This is a genomic window from Streptomyces bambusae (genome assembly GCF_019400985.1).
Taxonomy (GTDB): Bacteria; Actinomycetota; Actinomycetes; order Streptomycetales; family Streptomycetaceae; genus Streptomyces; species Streptomyces bambusae_A.
The window spans coordinates 1-15,034 of record NZ_WTFF01000181.1 but is presented as its reverse complement, the minus strand read 5'-3'; the positions used below and the strand labels follow the sequence as shown (position 1 = coordinate 15,034).

General features: G+C 73.4%; 12 protein-coding genes and 2 pseudogenes. 6 read left to right on the top strand and 8 right to left on the bottom strand.

Annotation, left to right across the window (positions count from 1 at the left end):
* The 3 genes and pseudogenes from GPJ59_RS37695 to GPJ59_RS22980 form a co-directional block, all read right to left on the bottom strand.
* Positions 1–151, bottom strand: a pseudogene (locus GPJ59_RS37695) (acyl-CoA dehydrogenase); the annotation flags it as partial.
* 7 nt (positions 152–158) lie between these two features.
* Complete coding sequence (locus tag GPJ59_RS22985; protein WP_219669401.1) at positions 159–1,292, bottom strand: acyl-CoA dehydrogenase family protein; 1,134 nt, start codon at positions 1,290–1,292, stop codon at positions 159–161.
* Entirely contained in the window at positions 1,292–2,479 is a 1,188-nt protein-coding gene (locus tag GPJ59_RS22980) for an amidohydrolase family protein (protein WP_219669393.1), read from the bottom strand. Before GPJ59_RS22980 ends, GPJ59_RS22985 begins: the two co-directional genes overlap by 1 nt.
* A gap of 258 nt (positions 2,480–2,737) precedes the next feature.
* On the opposite strand from GPJ59_RS22980, the gene GPJ59_RS22975 reads away from it, so the two are divergent.
* Complete coding sequence (locus GPJ59_RS22975; RefSeq protein WP_219669391.1) at positions 2,738–4,288, top strand: class I adenylate-forming enzyme family protein; 1,551 nt, start codon at positions 2,738–2,740, stop codon at positions 4,286–4,288.
* A 16-nt stretch (positions 4,289–4,304) separates the two neighbouring features.
* On the opposite strand, the gene GPJ59_RS22970 is transcribed toward GPJ59_RS22975, so the two are convergent.
* A complete protein-coding gene (locus GPJ59_RS22970) occupies positions 4,305–4,826 on the bottom strand; it encodes an EF-hand domain-containing protein (RefSeq protein WP_219669389.1) in 522 nt (173 codons plus the stop codon).
* 279 nt (positions 4,827–5,105) lie between these two features.
* Between GPJ59_RS22970 and GPJ59_RS22965 the strand changes: the two genes are divergently transcribed.
* Together GPJ59_RS22965 and GPJ59_RS22960 are read left to right on the top strand one after the other, a co-directional pair.
* Positions 5,106–5,669 (top strand): sigma factor, encoded by a 564-nt coding sequence (locus GPJ59_RS22965; protein ID WP_219669409.1) that lies wholly within the window; start codon positions 5,106–5,108, stop codon positions 5,667–5,669.
* Positions 5,666–6,973 (top strand): annotated as a pseudogene (locus GPJ59_RS22960) (zf-HC2 domain-containing protein). Before GPJ59_RS22965 ends, GPJ59_RS22960 begins: the two are co-directional and overlap by 4 nt.
* A gap of 91 nt (positions 6,974–7,064) precedes the next feature.
* On the opposite strand, the gene purU reads toward GPJ59_RS22960, so the two are convergent.
* Both purU and GPJ59_RS22950 read right to left on the bottom strand, forming a co-directional pair.
* Positions 7,065–7,934, bottom strand: a complete 870-nt coding sequence (gene purU / locus GPJ59_RS22955; RefSeq protein ID WP_219669387.1) for a formyltetrahydrofolate deformylase — start codon at positions 7,932–7,934, stop codon at positions 7,065–7,067.
* A 14-nt stretch (positions 7,935–7,948) separates the two neighbouring features.
* A complete protein-coding gene (locus GPJ59_RS22950) occupies positions 7,949–8,395 on the bottom strand; it encodes an SCO4402 family protein (protein WP_219669407.1) in 447 nt (148 codons plus the stop codon).
* A 200-nt stretch (positions 8,396–8,595) separates the two neighbouring features.
* Between GPJ59_RS22950 and GPJ59_RS22945 the strand changes: the two genes are divergently transcribed.
* A complete protein-coding gene (locus GPJ59_RS22945; RefSeq protein WP_219669405.1) occupies positions 8,596–9,969 on the top strand; it encodes an ABC transporter substrate-binding protein in 1,374 nt (457 codons plus the stop codon).
* Positions 9,970–10,022: 53 nt separating this feature from the next.
* Here the strand turns inward: GPJ59_RS22945 and GPJ59_RS22940 are convergent, their stop codons facing one another.
* Together GPJ59_RS22940 and GPJ59_RS22935 are read right to left on the bottom strand one after the other, a co-directional pair.
* Positions 10,023–11,336 (bottom strand): hypothetical protein, encoded by a 1,314-nt coding sequence (locus tag GPJ59_RS22940; protein ID WP_219669378.1) that lies wholly within the window; start codon positions 11,334–11,336, stop codon positions 10,023–10,025.
* A 372-nt stretch (positions 11,337–11,708) separates the two neighbouring features.
* Positions 11,709–13,091 carry a transcriptional regulator gene (locus tag GPJ59_RS22935; RefSeq protein ID WP_219669376.1) on the bottom strand — a complete coding sequence of 461 codons (1,383 nt, stop codon included), beginning with the start codon at positions 13,089–13,091 and terminating at the stop codon, positions 11,709–11,711.
* 220 nt (positions 13,092–13,311) lie between these two features.
* Here GPJ59_RS22935 and GPJ59_RS22930 point away from each other — a divergent pair, with 220 nt between their 5' ends.
* A complete protein-coding gene (locus GPJ59_RS22930; RefSeq protein ID WP_219669403.1) occupies positions 13,312–13,995 on the top strand; it encodes a bifunctional DNA primase/polymerase in 684 nt (227 codons plus the stop codon).
* Positions 13,996–14,161: 166 nt separating this feature from the next.
* A complete protein-coding gene (locus GPJ59_RS22925; RefSeq protein WP_219669374.1) occupies positions 14,162–14,965 on the top strand; it encodes an ABC transporter ATP-binding protein in 804 nt (267 codons plus the stop codon).
* The last annotated feature ends 69 nt before the right edge of the window (positions 14,966–15,034 follow it).

Sequence of the window (15,034 nt, the reverse complement as noted above, 5' to 3'; positions counted from 1 at the left end):
CTGCCGCAGCGCCGCCCACCGCCGCACCGCCGTCCGCCGCCGCAGCGCCGTCCACCGCTGCCCGCAGCGCGTCCCGCCCGAAGCGCCGGCCGAGCAGTTCCCGTACGCCGGCCCGCAGGGCCCGCTGGTCCTCCGTCGGCTGGAAGTCCACGGCCGCCTCACCCGCCCTTCGGGAGGCCGAGGATCCGCTCGGCCACGATGTTCTGCTGGATCTGCGAGGTGCCGGCCGCGATCGTGTACGACAGCGAGGACAGCCGGTCCGCCACCCACGGCTCGTCCAGGACCAGCGCCTGCGCCCCCAGCACCTGCGCCGCCGCCTCGTACAGCTCCTGCCGGGCCTGCGAGTAGCGCAGCTTGAACACCGAGCCGCCCACGCCCGGGACCCCGCCCGCGCCCTGCGCCTCGCTCACGTTCCACTGGGTCAGCCGCCACAGCGCGGCGAACTCCGCCGACAGCCGCCCCAGCCTGCGCCGCAGCACCGGGTCGTCCCACCGCCCGCTGCGCCGGGCCCGGTGCGCCAGCTCGGCCAGCACCCGCCGGCAGGCCACCACCTCGCCGACGAAGGCCGTGCCGCGCTCGAAGGACAGCGTCACCATCGTCACGCGCCAGCCGTCGTTCTCCGCGCCGACCCGGTTGGCGACGGGCACCCGCACCTCGTCGAGGAACATCTCGGCGAACTCCGCCGACCCGGCCAGCGTCCGCAGCGGCCGTACGGTCACCCCGGGCGCGTCCATCGGCATCGCCAGCCACGAGATGCCCCGGTGCCGGGGCGCCTGCGGATCGGTGCGCACCAGCAGCTCGCACCAGTCGGCGACCTCGGCGTGCGAGGTCCAGATCTTCGACCCGGTGACCACGTACGCGTCGCCGTCGCGCACCGCGCGGGTCCGCAGGGAGGCCAGGTCGGAGCCGGCGTCGGGCTCGCTGAAGCCCTGGCACCAGATCTCGTCGCCGCGCAGGATCGGCGGGAGCCAGCGTTCGCGCTGCTGCGGGGTGCCCTCGGCGGCGATGGTGGGGCCGGCGTGCAGCAGGCCGACGAAGTTGGCGCCGACGTAGGGTGCGCCGGCCCGTTCGGTCTCCTCCAGGAAGATCAGCCGCAGCGTCGGGGAGGCGTCCCAGTGCACGCCGGCGTACCCGGCGTCGTGCAGCGCCCGCTGCCAGCCGGCGTCGTAGGCGCGCCGGCCGGGCCAGTCGTCGGGCGCCGGCTTCGGCGGCAGCGCGGGCAGGACGCCGGCGAGCCAGCCGCGCAGCCGGGCGCGGAAGTCCTCTTCCTCCTCCGTGTACGTGAGGTCCATCAGGCGAGGTCCAGGCCGAGCATGCGGATCGCGTTGCCGCGCATCAGCTTGTGGACCGTCTCCTCGTCCAGGCCCTTCACGTGGTCGAGGGCGATCTGCTTGGTGTGCGGGAAGGTGGAGTCCACGTGCGGGTAGTCGGTCTCGAAGGTGGCGTTGTCGCGGCCGACGATGTCGATGGCCTCGATGCCGTGCCGGTCGCGGAAGAAGCAGCAGAAGATCTGCCGGTAGTAGTACGTGGACGGCGGCTCGGGGATCAGGTCGCGGACCCCGCCCCACGCCCGGTGCTCGCGCCACACGTCGTCGGCGCGCTCCAGGGCGTACGGGATCCAGCCCATCTGGCCCTCGCTGTAGGCGAGCTTGAGCGCGGGGAACTTCACGAGGACCCCGCTGAAGAGGAAGTCCATCATCGAGGCCATCGCGTTGTTGAAGCTGAGCGAGGCCTGGACGGCGGGCGGGGCGTCGGGGGAGGCGGCGGGCATCTGGGAGCTGGACCCGATGTGCATGTTGACCACCGTCCCGGTCTCCTGGCAGACGGCGAAGAAGGGGTCCCAGTAGCCGGAGTGGATCGAGGGCAGGCCCAGGTAGGTCGGGATCTCGGAGAAGGTCACCGCCCGCACCCCGCGGGCGGCGTTGCGGCGGATCTCGGCGACCGCCAGGTCGATGTCCCACAGCGGGATGATGCACAGCGGGATCAGCCGGCCGCCGCTGTCGCCGCACCACTCCTCGACCATCCAGTCGTTGTACGCGCGCACGCACGCCAGGGCGACCTCCTTGTCGTGGGCCTCGGCGAAGGTCTGGCCGCAGAAGCGCGGGAAGGTCGGGAAGCACAGGGAGGCCTCGACGTGGTTGAGGTCCATGTCCGCCAGCCGGGCGGCCGGGTCCCAGCAGCCGCGCCGCATCTCCTCCCGGGTGATGCCCTCCAGGGTCATGTCGTCGCGGTCGAAGCCGACGGCGGCGATGTTGCGCTTGTACGGGAACTTGAGGTCCTCGTAGATCCACCAGTCGGTGGGCGGGCCGTCGGGGTCCATGGAGATGACGTACTTGCCGCCCGTGTAGACGAGCTCGCCGATCCCCGCGGTGACCGCCTGCGGGCCGCGGTCGCGGTACTTGGCGGGCAGCCAGCGGTCGAAGAGGTGGGCCGGCTCGATCACGTGGTCGTCGACGCTGATGATCCGAGGCAGTTCCATGCAGTCCAGTCCCCTCGCGGTGTCCGGTCACGGCCGTGTCCGGTGCGTCTGGTGTGTCCGGTGTGTCCGGTGCGTCTGGCGTGCCCGACGGCGGATCCGATGAGCCGTCCGGCGCATCCGATGAGCCGTCCGGACACGTATCTGATGACCCGTCAGAAATAACCTAGCCCCGCGCACCCTGGACCGTAAAGCGCTCCGGCCCTACGCTCTGCCACTGATCTGACGAGACGTCAGCTTGCGTTCGGACGGAGGCCGGGCATGACGGACGACGGCGACACCGCGCACCACCTCGACCAGGCCGCCACCCTGTGGGAGCTGATCGCCCGCCGGGCCGCGCTCACCCCGCACGCCCCGGCCCTGGTGCAGGCCGAGACCGGCCGGACGCTCAGCTTCGGGGAGCTGCACGACCGCGCGGAACGGGTGGCCGCCGGCCTGCACGGGAGGGGGATACGCCCGGGCACGGTCGTCGCCTGGCAGCTGCCCACCCGCATCGACACGGTCCTGCTCTGCGCCGCCCTGGCCCGGATCGGCGCCGTCCAGTCCCCGGTCATCCCCTTCTACCGGGACCGCGAGGTCGGCTTCGCGCTGCGCGCCTCGCGGGCCGAGCACTTCGCCGTCCCCGGAACCTGGCGCGGCTTCGACCACACCGGGATGGCCCGCCGCCTCGGCGCCCGCGGCGTCTTCGAGGTCCACGACGACGCGGCCCTGCCCGACGGCGACCCGGCGGTGCTGCCCGCGCCGCCGGCCGACGGGACCGCCGTACGGTGGATCTACTGGACCTCCGGGACCACCTCCGACCCCAAGGGCGTCCTGCACACCGACCGCTCACTGATCGCGGGCGGCTCCTGCCTCGCCCACGCCCTGCGCCTGACCCCCGCCGACGTGGGCTCGATGGCCTTCCCGTACGCGCACATCGCGGGGCCCGACTACACCGTGATGCTGCTGCTGTACGGCATCCCGGCCGTGCTCTTCGAGAAGTTCGCGATGCCCGACGCGCTGCCGGCCTACCGCCGGCACGGGGTCACCATCGCGGGCGGCTCCACCGCCTTCTACTCGATGTTCCTCGCCGAGCAGCGCAAGAACCCCGGCGAGCCGGTCCTCCCCACGCTCCGGCTGCTGGCGGGCGGCGGGGCGCCCAAGCCGCCCGAGATCTACCACGCGGTGGTGCGCGAGCTGGGCTGCCGGCTCACCCACGGCTACGGCATGACCGAGGTCCCGATGATCACCATGGGCGACCCCGAGGACACCGCCGAGCACCTGGCGACCACCGAGGGCCGCCCGCCCGCGGGCATGTCGATCCGCATCACCGACGCCGACGGCAAACCCCTGCCGGCCGGCACCGACGGCGAGGTCCGGCTGCGCGGCGAGGCGGTCTGCCAGGGCTACCTCGGCACCGGGCGGAGCGGGGGCGCCTTCGACGCCGACGGCTACCTGGTCACCGGCGACCTCGGCCACCTCACCGAGGACGGCTACCTGGTGCTGACCGGCCGCAGCAAGGACGTGATCATCCGCAAGGGCGAGAACATCTCGGCGAAGGAGATCGAGGACCTGCTGCACCGGCTCCCGGGCGTCGGCGACGCCGCCGTCATCGGCCTGCCCGACCCCGAGCGCGGCGAACGCGTGTGCGCCGTGGTCGAACAGCCCGCCGGGGCCGCGCCGCTGACCCTGCCCGAGGTCACGGCGTACCTGCGGGCCGAGGGCCTGGCCACCCACAAGCTGCCCGAACAGCTGGAGCTGGTCGAGGCCCTCCCCCGCAACGACACCCTGCGCAAGGTGCTGAAGTACAAACTCCGCGAGCAGTTCAGCTGACGCGCGCAGGCACCGGTCAGGCGTCCGGCGCCTCGACCCCGCAGTACCCCGCGAACGCGGCCAGGATCTCCTCCTCCGAGATCCGGCCGTCCCCGTCGGCGTCCAGCACCCGCGCCACCTCCTCGGCCAGCTCCGCGGCCGTCCCCAGCACCCGCAGCACGCGCGCGGCGGCCTCCCGGGTCGGGCCGGCGCCCGCGCCGTCCCAGGCGACCGCGATCACGGCGTGCAGGAACGGCCGGGCGATCTCGGCGAAGCGGTGGGGGCTGTCGCGCAGCCGCTTGGCGGCACCGGTGATGAACTCCTCGCGGGTGACGCGCTGGTCGCCGTCCACGTCCGCGATGCCGGCCATGCCCTGCCAGAAGGCCTCGGCGCCGGCGAAGACGGACTGCCCGTGCTCCGAGCGTGCGGTGGTACCGAATTCGGCCAGCACCGCGCGGGCGGCGGCGCTGAAGTCCTCCCGGTCGATATAGCCGTTGCCGTCCTGGTCGAAGGTGGCGAATCGGGCGGCGATCTTGCGCTCGTACTCTGCGCTGTCCATATTCGGCGTTCCGCCTTCACGTGTGCGGTGGGGTTCAGATCAAGACAGGCGGAAGCGTACGGCCTCGGTGGCGCGCACGTTAAGGAATGCGGTCAAGCAGGTGCCGCATCGAACCCGCGCACGAGGAGCGCGACGGGGAGCACGGCGGCCCGGCGCCGGTACCGGTACCCGTACCGGCGCTAGCAGCCTGACCCCCTTCCAGGGGACGTTCTGCCAAAACAGGCGCGGACCGCCATGTGCCCACTACATTCGATGAGTCGACACATGGCTGGGGGCACGATGTCCAAGGACGCACCACCCCGCTGGGACCGCCGCATGCAGCAGCGGCTCGCCCGCGGCGAGGCTGCCGCGCTCGGGGAGCTCTACGACCGTTTCGCCTCGCTCGTGCACAGCCTGGCGCACCGGGTGCTGGGCGACGAGAAGGCCGCCGACCGGATCACCCGCGAGGTGTTCGGCTACATCTGGGAGAACCCGGACGCCTACGACCCCAAGCAGGGCTCCATGCGGTCCTGGGTGGCCCGGATCACCCAGGGGCAGGCGGTGGCCCGGCTGCGCCAGGCCGAACTGGGGCGCGGCTCCCGCGAGGAGCTGGAGCGCAAGGTCGCCAGCGCCAACGCCGCCGCCCGCGCGGACTTCATCGTCACGTCCATGCCGGCGCCGCTGCGGGCCGCGCTGGAACTGGCGTACTTCAAGCGGCGCGACTACCGCCAGGCGGCCGCCGACCTCCAGATCAGCGAGGACGAGGCCCGCCGCCGGCTGCGGCTCGGACTCCAGCTGCTGTCGACCGCCAATGTCCTCCCGCGCGAGGACGCGTCTCCACCCGGATACGGAAGTACCCGATGAGCGACTCCGTGGAGTTCCCTGATTCCCCCGACGAGGACGGATCGCCGGTGCCCGGCCGGGGCGCCCGGATACCGGGTCCGCGCGCCGCGGCGGACGACTGGGACGTGCTGCCCGCTCCGGCCCCCGCGCCGGCGCCGGCTCCCGCACCCGCACCCGCTCCCGCCGAACGGCTGCTGCCACCGCCGGCCGCGGCCCCGGCCTCGCCGCCGCCCTCGCACGACGTACTGAAGTCCCTGCTGGGCGCGTGGGCGCTGTCCGCCTGCTCGGCGGAGGAGACCCAGGCCGTCGAGGACCACCTGACCGAGTGCGCTCCGTGCGCCGAGGAGGCGCTGCGGCTGCGCGACGCGGTCGGGCTCCTGCATCCCGAGGAGAACCTCGACCTGACGCCGCTGCTGCGCTCGCGGGTGCTGGAGGACTGCCTGGGCAAGCGGCCGGCCCGGATCCCGGTGCCGGTGTGGGCGACGCCGTACGACACCGAGACGGCCCGGCTGGACGCGCTGCTCCAGGACTTCGGCGACTCGGAGTGGCACACCCCGGTCCGGCTGAAATGGTTCGAGGAGGAGCGGCGCACCTCGCGCCGGACGACGGTGGCGGGGGTGATCGGCCACCTGCTGACCGTGGACGGGCTGATCGCGACCGCGCTGGGCCTGGAGGATCCCCTGGGCGCGCACGCGGGCACCGACCCGACCGCCCGTACCGAGCGGTTCTGGGCCGCCACCCCGTACCCGGTGACCCGGCAGGTGCGCGAGCCGTGGCGGAGCCAGGGCCACACGCTGGTGCGGACGGTGTCGTTCGCGGGCCTGGGCGTGGCCGACCTGTCCGTCGGGTACGGCGACTTCTCGCTGCCGCTGGGCGACGCGTTCCTGGAACGGGCCTTCGAGTGCTGGGTGCACGCCTGGGACATCGCGGAGGCGGTGGACTATCCGTACGAGCCGCCCTCCGGCGCCCACCTGCACCGGATGATCGACCTGGCGGCCCGGCTGCTGCCCACGGTGCTCGCCGTACGCCGCCGCAAGGGCCTCGCCGCCCCGGCCCGCGACCTGGTCGAGGCGGGAACGCCGGGCCGGACGCTGCACCTGGAGATCGAGGGCGCGGGCGGCGGCAGCTAGGACATCGCCCTGGACTCCCCGGCGGCGGCCACCTCCGCCGACCGGACGGTCGCGGAGATCGCGCTGGACGGGCTGGAGTTCTGCCAGCTCGCCGCGGGCCACATCGTCCCGGACGAGGCGGCCGCCGGCCAGCACGGCGACCGCGAGGCCATCCGGGACGTGCTGTACGCGGCGGCGGCGCTGAGCCGGCTGTGACCTCGGACCAGGCAGTTCGCCGCGCACGACCGGGCAGGCCGCCGCGCACCTGTGAGCGGCGCCCTCCCCGGTCCGGGGAAGCGGGGTGCGGTTACGCGAAGACGACCGTGCGGGTGCCGTTGAGCAGGACGCGGTGCTCGCTGTGCCACTTCACCGCGCGGGCCAGCGCCTGGCACTCCACGTCGCGGCCGATGGCGACGAGCTGGTCCGGGGTCACCTCGTGGCCCACCCGCTCGACCTCCTGCTCGATGATCGGGCCCTCGTCGAGGTCGGCCGTCACGTAGTGCGCGGTGGCGCCGATCAGCTTCACACCGCGCGCATGGGCCTGGTGGTACGGCTTCGCGCCCTTGAAGCTCGGGAGGAAGGAGTGGTGGATGTTGATGATGCGGCCGCTGAGCTCCTTGCAGAGTGCGTCGGACAGCACCTGCATGTAGCGGGCCAGCACGACCAGCTCCACGTTCTCGGCGCGCACCAGCTCCAGCAGCTGTGCCTCCGCCTCCGCCTTGGTGTCCCGGGTCACCGGGATGTGGTGGAAGGGGATGTCGTACGAGCCCACCAGCTCGGCGAAGTCGGTGTGGTTGGAGACCACCGCCGCGATCTCCACCGGCAGCGCCCCGATCCGGGAGCGGAACAGCAGGTCGTTCAGGCAGTGCCCGAACTTCGACACCAGGAGGATGATCCGCATCCGCTCGTCCGCGCGGTGGATCTGCCAGTCCATCTTGAAGGAGTCGCCGATCGCGGCGAAGCTCGCGCGCAGCTTGTCGACGGTCACCGGCGGCTCCGCCGAGAAGTGGACCCGCATGAAGAACAGACCGGTGTCGTGGTCACCGAACTGCTGGCTGTCCTCGATGTTGCACCCGGTCATGAACAGATAGCTGGACACGGCGTGCACGATGCCCTGCTTGTCGGGGCAGGACAGCGTCAGGACGTACTGGGAGGTCTTCTGCGGGTCGTCGCTCATGACCCCACAGCCTTTCACACCGCGCGGGTGAGGATCCGCAGTACTTCGAGCGAGCGCGGCCGGTCGTCCGGGTCCTCCCCGTCGGCCGTGGCCAGCCGTACGTGCGCCTCGCGCGCCGCACGGACCGCCTCGGGCCAGCCGTGGTGCTCCAGGTACGCCGAGACGGGGGCGTCCGGGCCCACCTGGTGCAGGATCCGCAGCACGCGGAGCACGACGACGTCGACGAGGGCGGCCTCCTGGGAGTCCCGGAAGATCGTGCCCACGTACTTCTCGGCGGACCAGCTGTCGAGCCAGGTGTCCTCGACCAGCCGGTACACGGCGTCGGTCACGTCCCCGTAGCCCTCGGCGCCGGCCAGCCAGGTGTCTTCCTGGAAGACGGGGTCGGAAAGCATGTGCAACGCCGAGCGCACGTTGCTGCGCCAGCGCCACCACGGCATGTCGTTGAGCGGCATGCCGCCCATGGTGGAGGAGCGGCGGCCGCGACGGGAAGAGTTATTCGAAGCTTGGACGAACGTCACGCCTGCGATCGTACGTTCCCCCACAAACACGATCTTGACGACCCCGGAAGGCCCGAAGGCGCCCCGCGAATTCACCTTCCCGTCACTCGGCGTTGCGGGCGGCTCACTCCCCCGTTACCCCTGGGGAGGAATTGTGCATGCACATGACCGATCGGCGACACGCAACGAGGTTCCGTTCCCGCTCTCTCCTGGCCGTGGCGACCGGCGCGTGTCTGCTCACCGGGTGCGGCGTGCTCCCCGGAGGAACAGGGGGCTCCGGGGAGACGCTCACGGTCATGACCTTCGCCCCCGAAGGCACCAAGGCCACCAACATGGGCGGCATGCCCGCCATGGCCAAGGCCTACGAACGGTGGATCAACAGCAGGGGCGGCGTGGCCGGCCGCAAGCTCCGCGTCCTGACCTGCAACGAGCGCAACACCGCGAGCGGCGCCGCCGACTGTGCCCGCAAGGCCGTCGCCGAGAAGGCCGTGGCCGTCGTCGGCTCCTACAGCCAGCACGGGCGCGCCTTCATGGCCCCACTGGAGGCGGCCGGCATCCCCTTCATCGGGGGCTACGGGGTCTCCGCCGAGGAGTTCCAGAGCACGCTGTCCTTCCCCGTCAACGGCGGCCAGCCCGCCCTGCTGGCCGGGGCCGGGCACCAGCTCGCCCGGGCCTGCGAGCAGGTGGCCCTGGTCCGCCCCGACACCCTCGCCGGCGACGCCATGCCGGTGCTGCTCAACGCCGGGCTGAGGGCCGGCCGGCAGGCGGAGGCCGCCGACATCCGCGCCGCCGAGGACTCCGGCGACTACGGGGTCCAGGCACGGGCCGCGCTGGCGGAGACGGGCAAGAGCAAGGACCGGAGCAAGGGGTGCGTGGCGGCGGTGCTCGGCGCGCGCACCGAGACCTTCCTCGACGCCTTCCGCCGCGTCGAGCCCGTGCAGCCGACGCCGGCCGCATCGTCCTCGTCCTCCTCGTCCTCGTCTTCCGCGTCCTCTTCGTCGTCGAACGCTTCCACGGCGGCACAGGCGCAGCGCAAGCCGCAGATCTCGTCCGTGCTCGGCAGCGTCAGCCAGGCGCTGGTGGACCGTACCGGCGGCAAGGAGAGCCCGTTCGAGGGCGCGTACGTGACGGGTTGGTACCCGGTGGCCACGGACCCGCTGTGGGACCCGATGCGCAAGGTCGTCGCCGAGTACGCCTTCGGCGACGACGAGGCCGACCCCGCCGACTCCGGCACGCAGACCACCTGGATCGCGTACACGGTCTTCACGGAGATCGTGAAGCAGCTGGGCGACAAGGACGGGATCACCGCGCGGGACGTCGCCCGGGCACTGAACCGCTCCGACGGGGTCGGGACCGGCGGCCTCACCCCGGACCTCAAGTGGCGCTTCCAGGACCTGCGGGCCGTCGGCGGCTACCCGCGCATCGTGAACGGGCGGGTCAGCTTCCAGGTCGTGCAGGCGGGCCGGCTCGTGGCCCAGGCGGGCGAACCGTCGATGGACATGACCCAGACGCTGGAACAGGCGCCGCGCGCGAGCTGATCCGGTCCCGCGGGGGCGGCGCGTTCGCGGTGCGGCGCGTTCGCGGTGCGGGCTCAGAGCTGGGACTTGTCCCGCTTCGTCAGGCCGTACTGGGTCGCGATCCGGTTCCACAGGGTCGCGGCCGTCTCCTTGGCCTTGGTCGCCTCGGCGCTCGCCTTGGTGGCGTCGACCGTGTGGGCGGTGGGCCGGGCGCGGTCGTCCTTGCAGTCCTTCTTCCGGTCGTCCAGCTCGTCGGCCCAGGCCGCGTAGTGGTTGTCGGCGGTCGCCGAGGCGCGCCAGGCCTTGGTGAGGGCGGCGGAGAGCTGGGCGTTGTCGGGCAGCTTGTCGATCTTCAGCTCCTGGAGCCGGGTGACCAGCCCCTCGCGCTGGCGGGCCGCCTCGCGCAGGTCCTTGGCGGCGGAGTCGAGGTTCTTGCAGCTCTTGATGTCGTCGACGGCCTTGACGACGGAGGCGCGGCCGTCGTTGCTGTCCGCGAGCAGCTTGTCGAGCTGGACGGCCTGCGGGCGCGCCGGGTCCACCGGGGCGTCGGCGGCCGTGGAGGCCGAGGCGGAGGCCGCCGGCGCGGGGGTGGAGGCGATCGCGGCGGGGTCGTCGTTGCTCGGCTTCGCGTCGTCGCCCAGCAGGGAGCCGACCCCGAGGCCGATCACGAGCAGGGCGAACACGCCGGCCGCGATGACCGCGGGCGAGATCCGGCGCGCGGGCTCCTCGTCGTACGGGGCGTAGTGCTGCGGCTGCTGCGGGGGCTGCGGCGCTCCGGGGCGGCGCCCGTTGTAGGGGCGCGCCCCGGCGTGCGGGCTCACGGGGCCCGCCGGAACGGGCGGCAGCACCTGGGTCTGGCCCTGGGCGGGGCCGCTGTCGCGGAAGAGCCCCTCGTAGTCGGCGGCGGGATCGGCCGGGACGGGCGGGATGTACTGCGTCGCGGCCTCAGCGGCCGGGTCGGCCGGGACCGGCGGGATGTACTGGGTCGCCGCGTCGTCGCCGCCACCGGCCGGGACCGGCGGGATGTACTGCGTCGCGGCGTCGGCGGCGTGGCCGCCCGGGACCGGGGCCATGTACTGCGTCGCCGCGTCGGCCGCATGGCCGCCCGGGACCGGGGCCGGGTACGGCGCCTCGGCGGCCGGGCCGCCCGGGACCGGGGGTATGTACTGGGTGGCCGCGTCGGGCAGGGGCGGGTAACCGTAGCCGTGCGGGGCGCCGGGGCCCTCGTATCCGGGGCCCAGCACATGGCCCGGCTGCACATGGCCCGGCTGCGCGGGCCCGGGGTGGGGCGCCGGCGCGCCCCAGGGGTCGCCGGCGGGCGGGGCGCCCTCGTACGCCGGGCGCTCAGCCGGGCGGCTCTGGTCGCCTCCCTGTCCGCTCTGCGTCACCGGGACTCCTTCTCCGACGTGCCGAACCTACGGAACCGTCCGGTCACGCTACCCGGTCACCACCGCCCGGGGGCAGGCCCGTGATCCGGCCCACACCCGCCGGCCGGCGGGCGGGACTCATCGCGGGGCCCCGCCGCCGGCCCACGTCCGCCCACCCGGCCCGTGCCGCGGCGACGCGCAGCGGCTGGCCCGGGCTTAGGGAAGTCCGGTGTGGTACCGCGCCCCGTAGGGGGCGCGGGGCTGTCCACACATGCGGCTCCGCCGCGATGGGGGTCCCCCCTGTTCGAGCGCAGCCGAGAACTTGGGGGAGCGACCAACCCCCACCGGCCCGCGGTTTCATCACCGCCTTCCAGCGGAGCGCTTACGCTTCCCTCAGGCCACGCGCGCCTCCAGCCTGGCCGTGAACTCGCGGACGGAGGTCTCCTCCCGGTACGGCTCCAGCCGTCGGCGGAAGTCGTCCAGGTACTCCGTGCCCCGGCTGGAGCGCAGCGATCCCAGCAGCTCCGCCGCCTGCGCCGCGGTCCGGCAGCCCTGCTCCACCTCCCGCTGCTGCACCTGCGAGGCCGCCAGCAGCAGCAGCCCGATCGCCCGCCTGCGGGCCTTGGTCTCGGGCAGCGCCCGCAGCGCCGTCTCCGCCTGCCGCCCGGCCGCCTCCGCCTGGCCGAGGTCGCGGTGGCAGTGCGCGAGCTCGTCGGCGAGGTACGCCTGGTCGAAGTGCCGGATCCACACCGGGTCGTCGCCGGACTCCGGCTCCGCCCGCTCCAGCGCCGTCACCGCGCGCGAGGACAGCACGGCCGTCGCCCGGGCGTCGCCCATCAGCGCGTGGCCCCGCGCCTCCGCCGCGTAGAACATCGCCTCCACCCGCGGCGTGACCTGCCCGCGCGTCCCCTCCTGCGCGGCCCGGGCGAGTTGGGCGATCTCGCGGGGGTTGCCGAGTTCGGCGGCGAGGTGGCTCATCGACGCGGCCAGCACGTAGCCGCCGTACGCCCGGTCGCCCGCGGCCTGGGCCAGCCGCAGGGCCTGGATGTAGTAGCGCTGGGCCAGTCCGGGCTGGCCGGTGTCCACCGCCATGTAGCCGGCGAGTTCGGTCAGCCGGGCCACGGCGGCGAACAGCGCCCGCCCCACCGGCTCCCGGTACGAGCCGCCGATCAGTCCGGAGACCACGCTGTTGAGGTAGTGCACGACGACCGGCCGCACGTGCCCGCTGCCGAAGCGGTGGTCGAGGTCGACCAGCGCCTGGGTGGTCGCGCGGACCGCCTCGACGTCGGAGGCGCCCACGCGGGAGCCGCCCGCCCGGGCCACCTGCGCGTCCGCGCCCGTGATCAGCCAGTCGCGGCTGGGCTCGACCAGCGCGGAGGCTGCCACGCTCGACCCGGCCAGGAAGTCCCGCCGGCCCACGTCGGAGCGCCACAGTTCGCAGACCTGCTCGATGGCGCCGACGACGGTCGGGGAGAACTGCAGTCCCACGCCGGAGGCGAGGTTCTTGCCGTTGGCCATGCCGATCTCGTCGATGGTCACCGTACGGCCCAGCTTGCGGCCCAGTGCCTCGGCGATGATTCCCGGTGCCCGGCCGCGCGGCTGCTGGCCGCGCAGCCACCGGGCCACGGACGTCTTGTCGTAACGGAGATCGAGGCCGTGCTCGGCGCCGCACATGTTCACACGGCGGGCGAGACCGGCGTTGGAGCACCCGGCTTCCTGGATGAGCGCCTGCAGCCGTTCGTTCGGCTGGCGGGCGACGAGAGGCCTGGCTGCCATGAAAACCCCCTGTGGCCGCGGGTGATCGTTCGAATGATCACTTCCCGGCGGATTGGCGGAGAATCTTCCGCTCTGCGTCTTGTCGCTACCCGCGCCCCGCTCACCGCCCTCCCACGCGCCCCCGCCCGTGCTTCGATGCGCCCCGTATGCAGGATCGATGCCCCGGCCAATGGCCGGGCCACGGCCGTAACCATGGGTGACGGTGGGAGTTGTGAGATACGTGGAAGAGACCATCGGAGTCACGGAGACCGCACCCATCCCCAAGCAGCGCGGCGAGCAGCTGCTGGACCATGCCGTGCGGTACGCGGAAGAGCGGCACTGGGATGTGTTCCCCGGCACCTGGCTGGAGGCCGGTGACGGCAGGGAACTGTGCTCCTGCGGGGGCGGTGAGGGCTGCCCGCAGCCCGGCGCGCACCCGGCCGTCGAGGACTGGGCGCGGCAGGCGACGGGCAGCGCCGTGCAGGTCCGGCGGATGTGGTCGAAGCACCCGCAGGCCTCGATCCTGATGCCGACGGGGCGGACGTTCGACGCGCTCGACGTGCCGGAGACCGCCGGGTTCCTGGCGCTCGCGCGGATGGAGCGGCTGGAGTCGACCGTCGGCCCGGTGGCCCGCACCCCGGACCGGCGGATGCTGTTCTTCGTGCTGCCCGGCGCCGGGGCGAAGGTGCCGGACCTCGTCCGCAAGCTCGGCTGGCCGCCCGCCTCGCTGGACCTCCAGGCGCGCGGCGAGGGCGAGTACGTGGCGGCGCCGCCCACCCGGTACGGGGTGCAGGGCTCGGTGCAGTGGGCGATGCGGCCCACGCCCGCCAACCGCTGGCTGCCCGACGCCGAGGAGCTCATCGACGCGCTGGCGTACGCGTGCGGGCGGGACGCGGCGGCGGCGCGGGCCCGGCGGACCGCCTGAACGCCCGCGCCGGGGCGCCTGAACCACCGCGCCGGGGCGCCTGAACCGCCGCTCACGTGTGAAAACGCCCGGGAAACTCATGACATAAGTAACTGCTCGGCCCTCTCGGGGTGCCCGTACGGTGAGACGGACCAACGGGGACGCAAGTGAGAGGCAGGGCTGGCGCATGGCCGCGGCCGAAGGAGCGAACAGGGCGGTCACCACCGCCCCCGCCGTACGTATAGAAGGCCTGTGGAAGCGCTTCGGCGACCAGATCGCGGTCGCGGGCGTGGACCTGGAGCTGCCCGCCGGGCAGTTCATCGGACTGGTCGGGCCCAACGGGGCGGGCAAGACGACCACTTTGTCGATGGTGACCGGCCTGCTGCGCCCCGACATGGGCCGCGTCGAGGTGGCCGGACACGACGTCTGGCAGGACCCGGCCGCGGTCAAGGCCCGGATCGGCGTACTGCCCGAGGGCCTTCGCCTCTTCGAGCGGCTGTCCGGCCGCGAACTGCTCGACTACATGGGCCGGCTGCGGGGGCTGCCGGGCGACGAGGTCGACAAGCGCGCCACGCAGCTGCTGGACGTGCTGGACCTGACGGGCTCGCAGCACAAGCTGGTCGTGGACTACTCGACGGGCATGCGGAAGAAGATCGGCCTGGCGGCCGCCCTCCTGCACAACCCCGAAGTGCTCTTCCTGGACGAGCCGTTCGAGGGCGTCGACCCGGTCTCCGCGCAGACCATCCGCGGCGTCCTGGAGCGCTACACCGGCTCCGGGGCCACCGTCGTCTTCTCCTCCCACGTCATGGAGCTGGTCGAGTCGCTGTGCGACTGGGTCGCCGTGCTGGCCGCCGGGCGCATCCGGGCCGCCGGCCCGCTGGCCGAGGTGCGGGGGGACGCGCCCTCGTTGCAGCAGGCCTTCCTCGAACTGGTCGGCGCGCAGGGCCGCGACGCGGGCGAGGCGCTGGACTGGCTGGGCGGCGGACGATGAGCGCCGCTTCCCGTACCTCCGCAGGTGCCGCCGCAGGCGCCGCCGCCGGCCCGGTCGGCGGACCCGCGG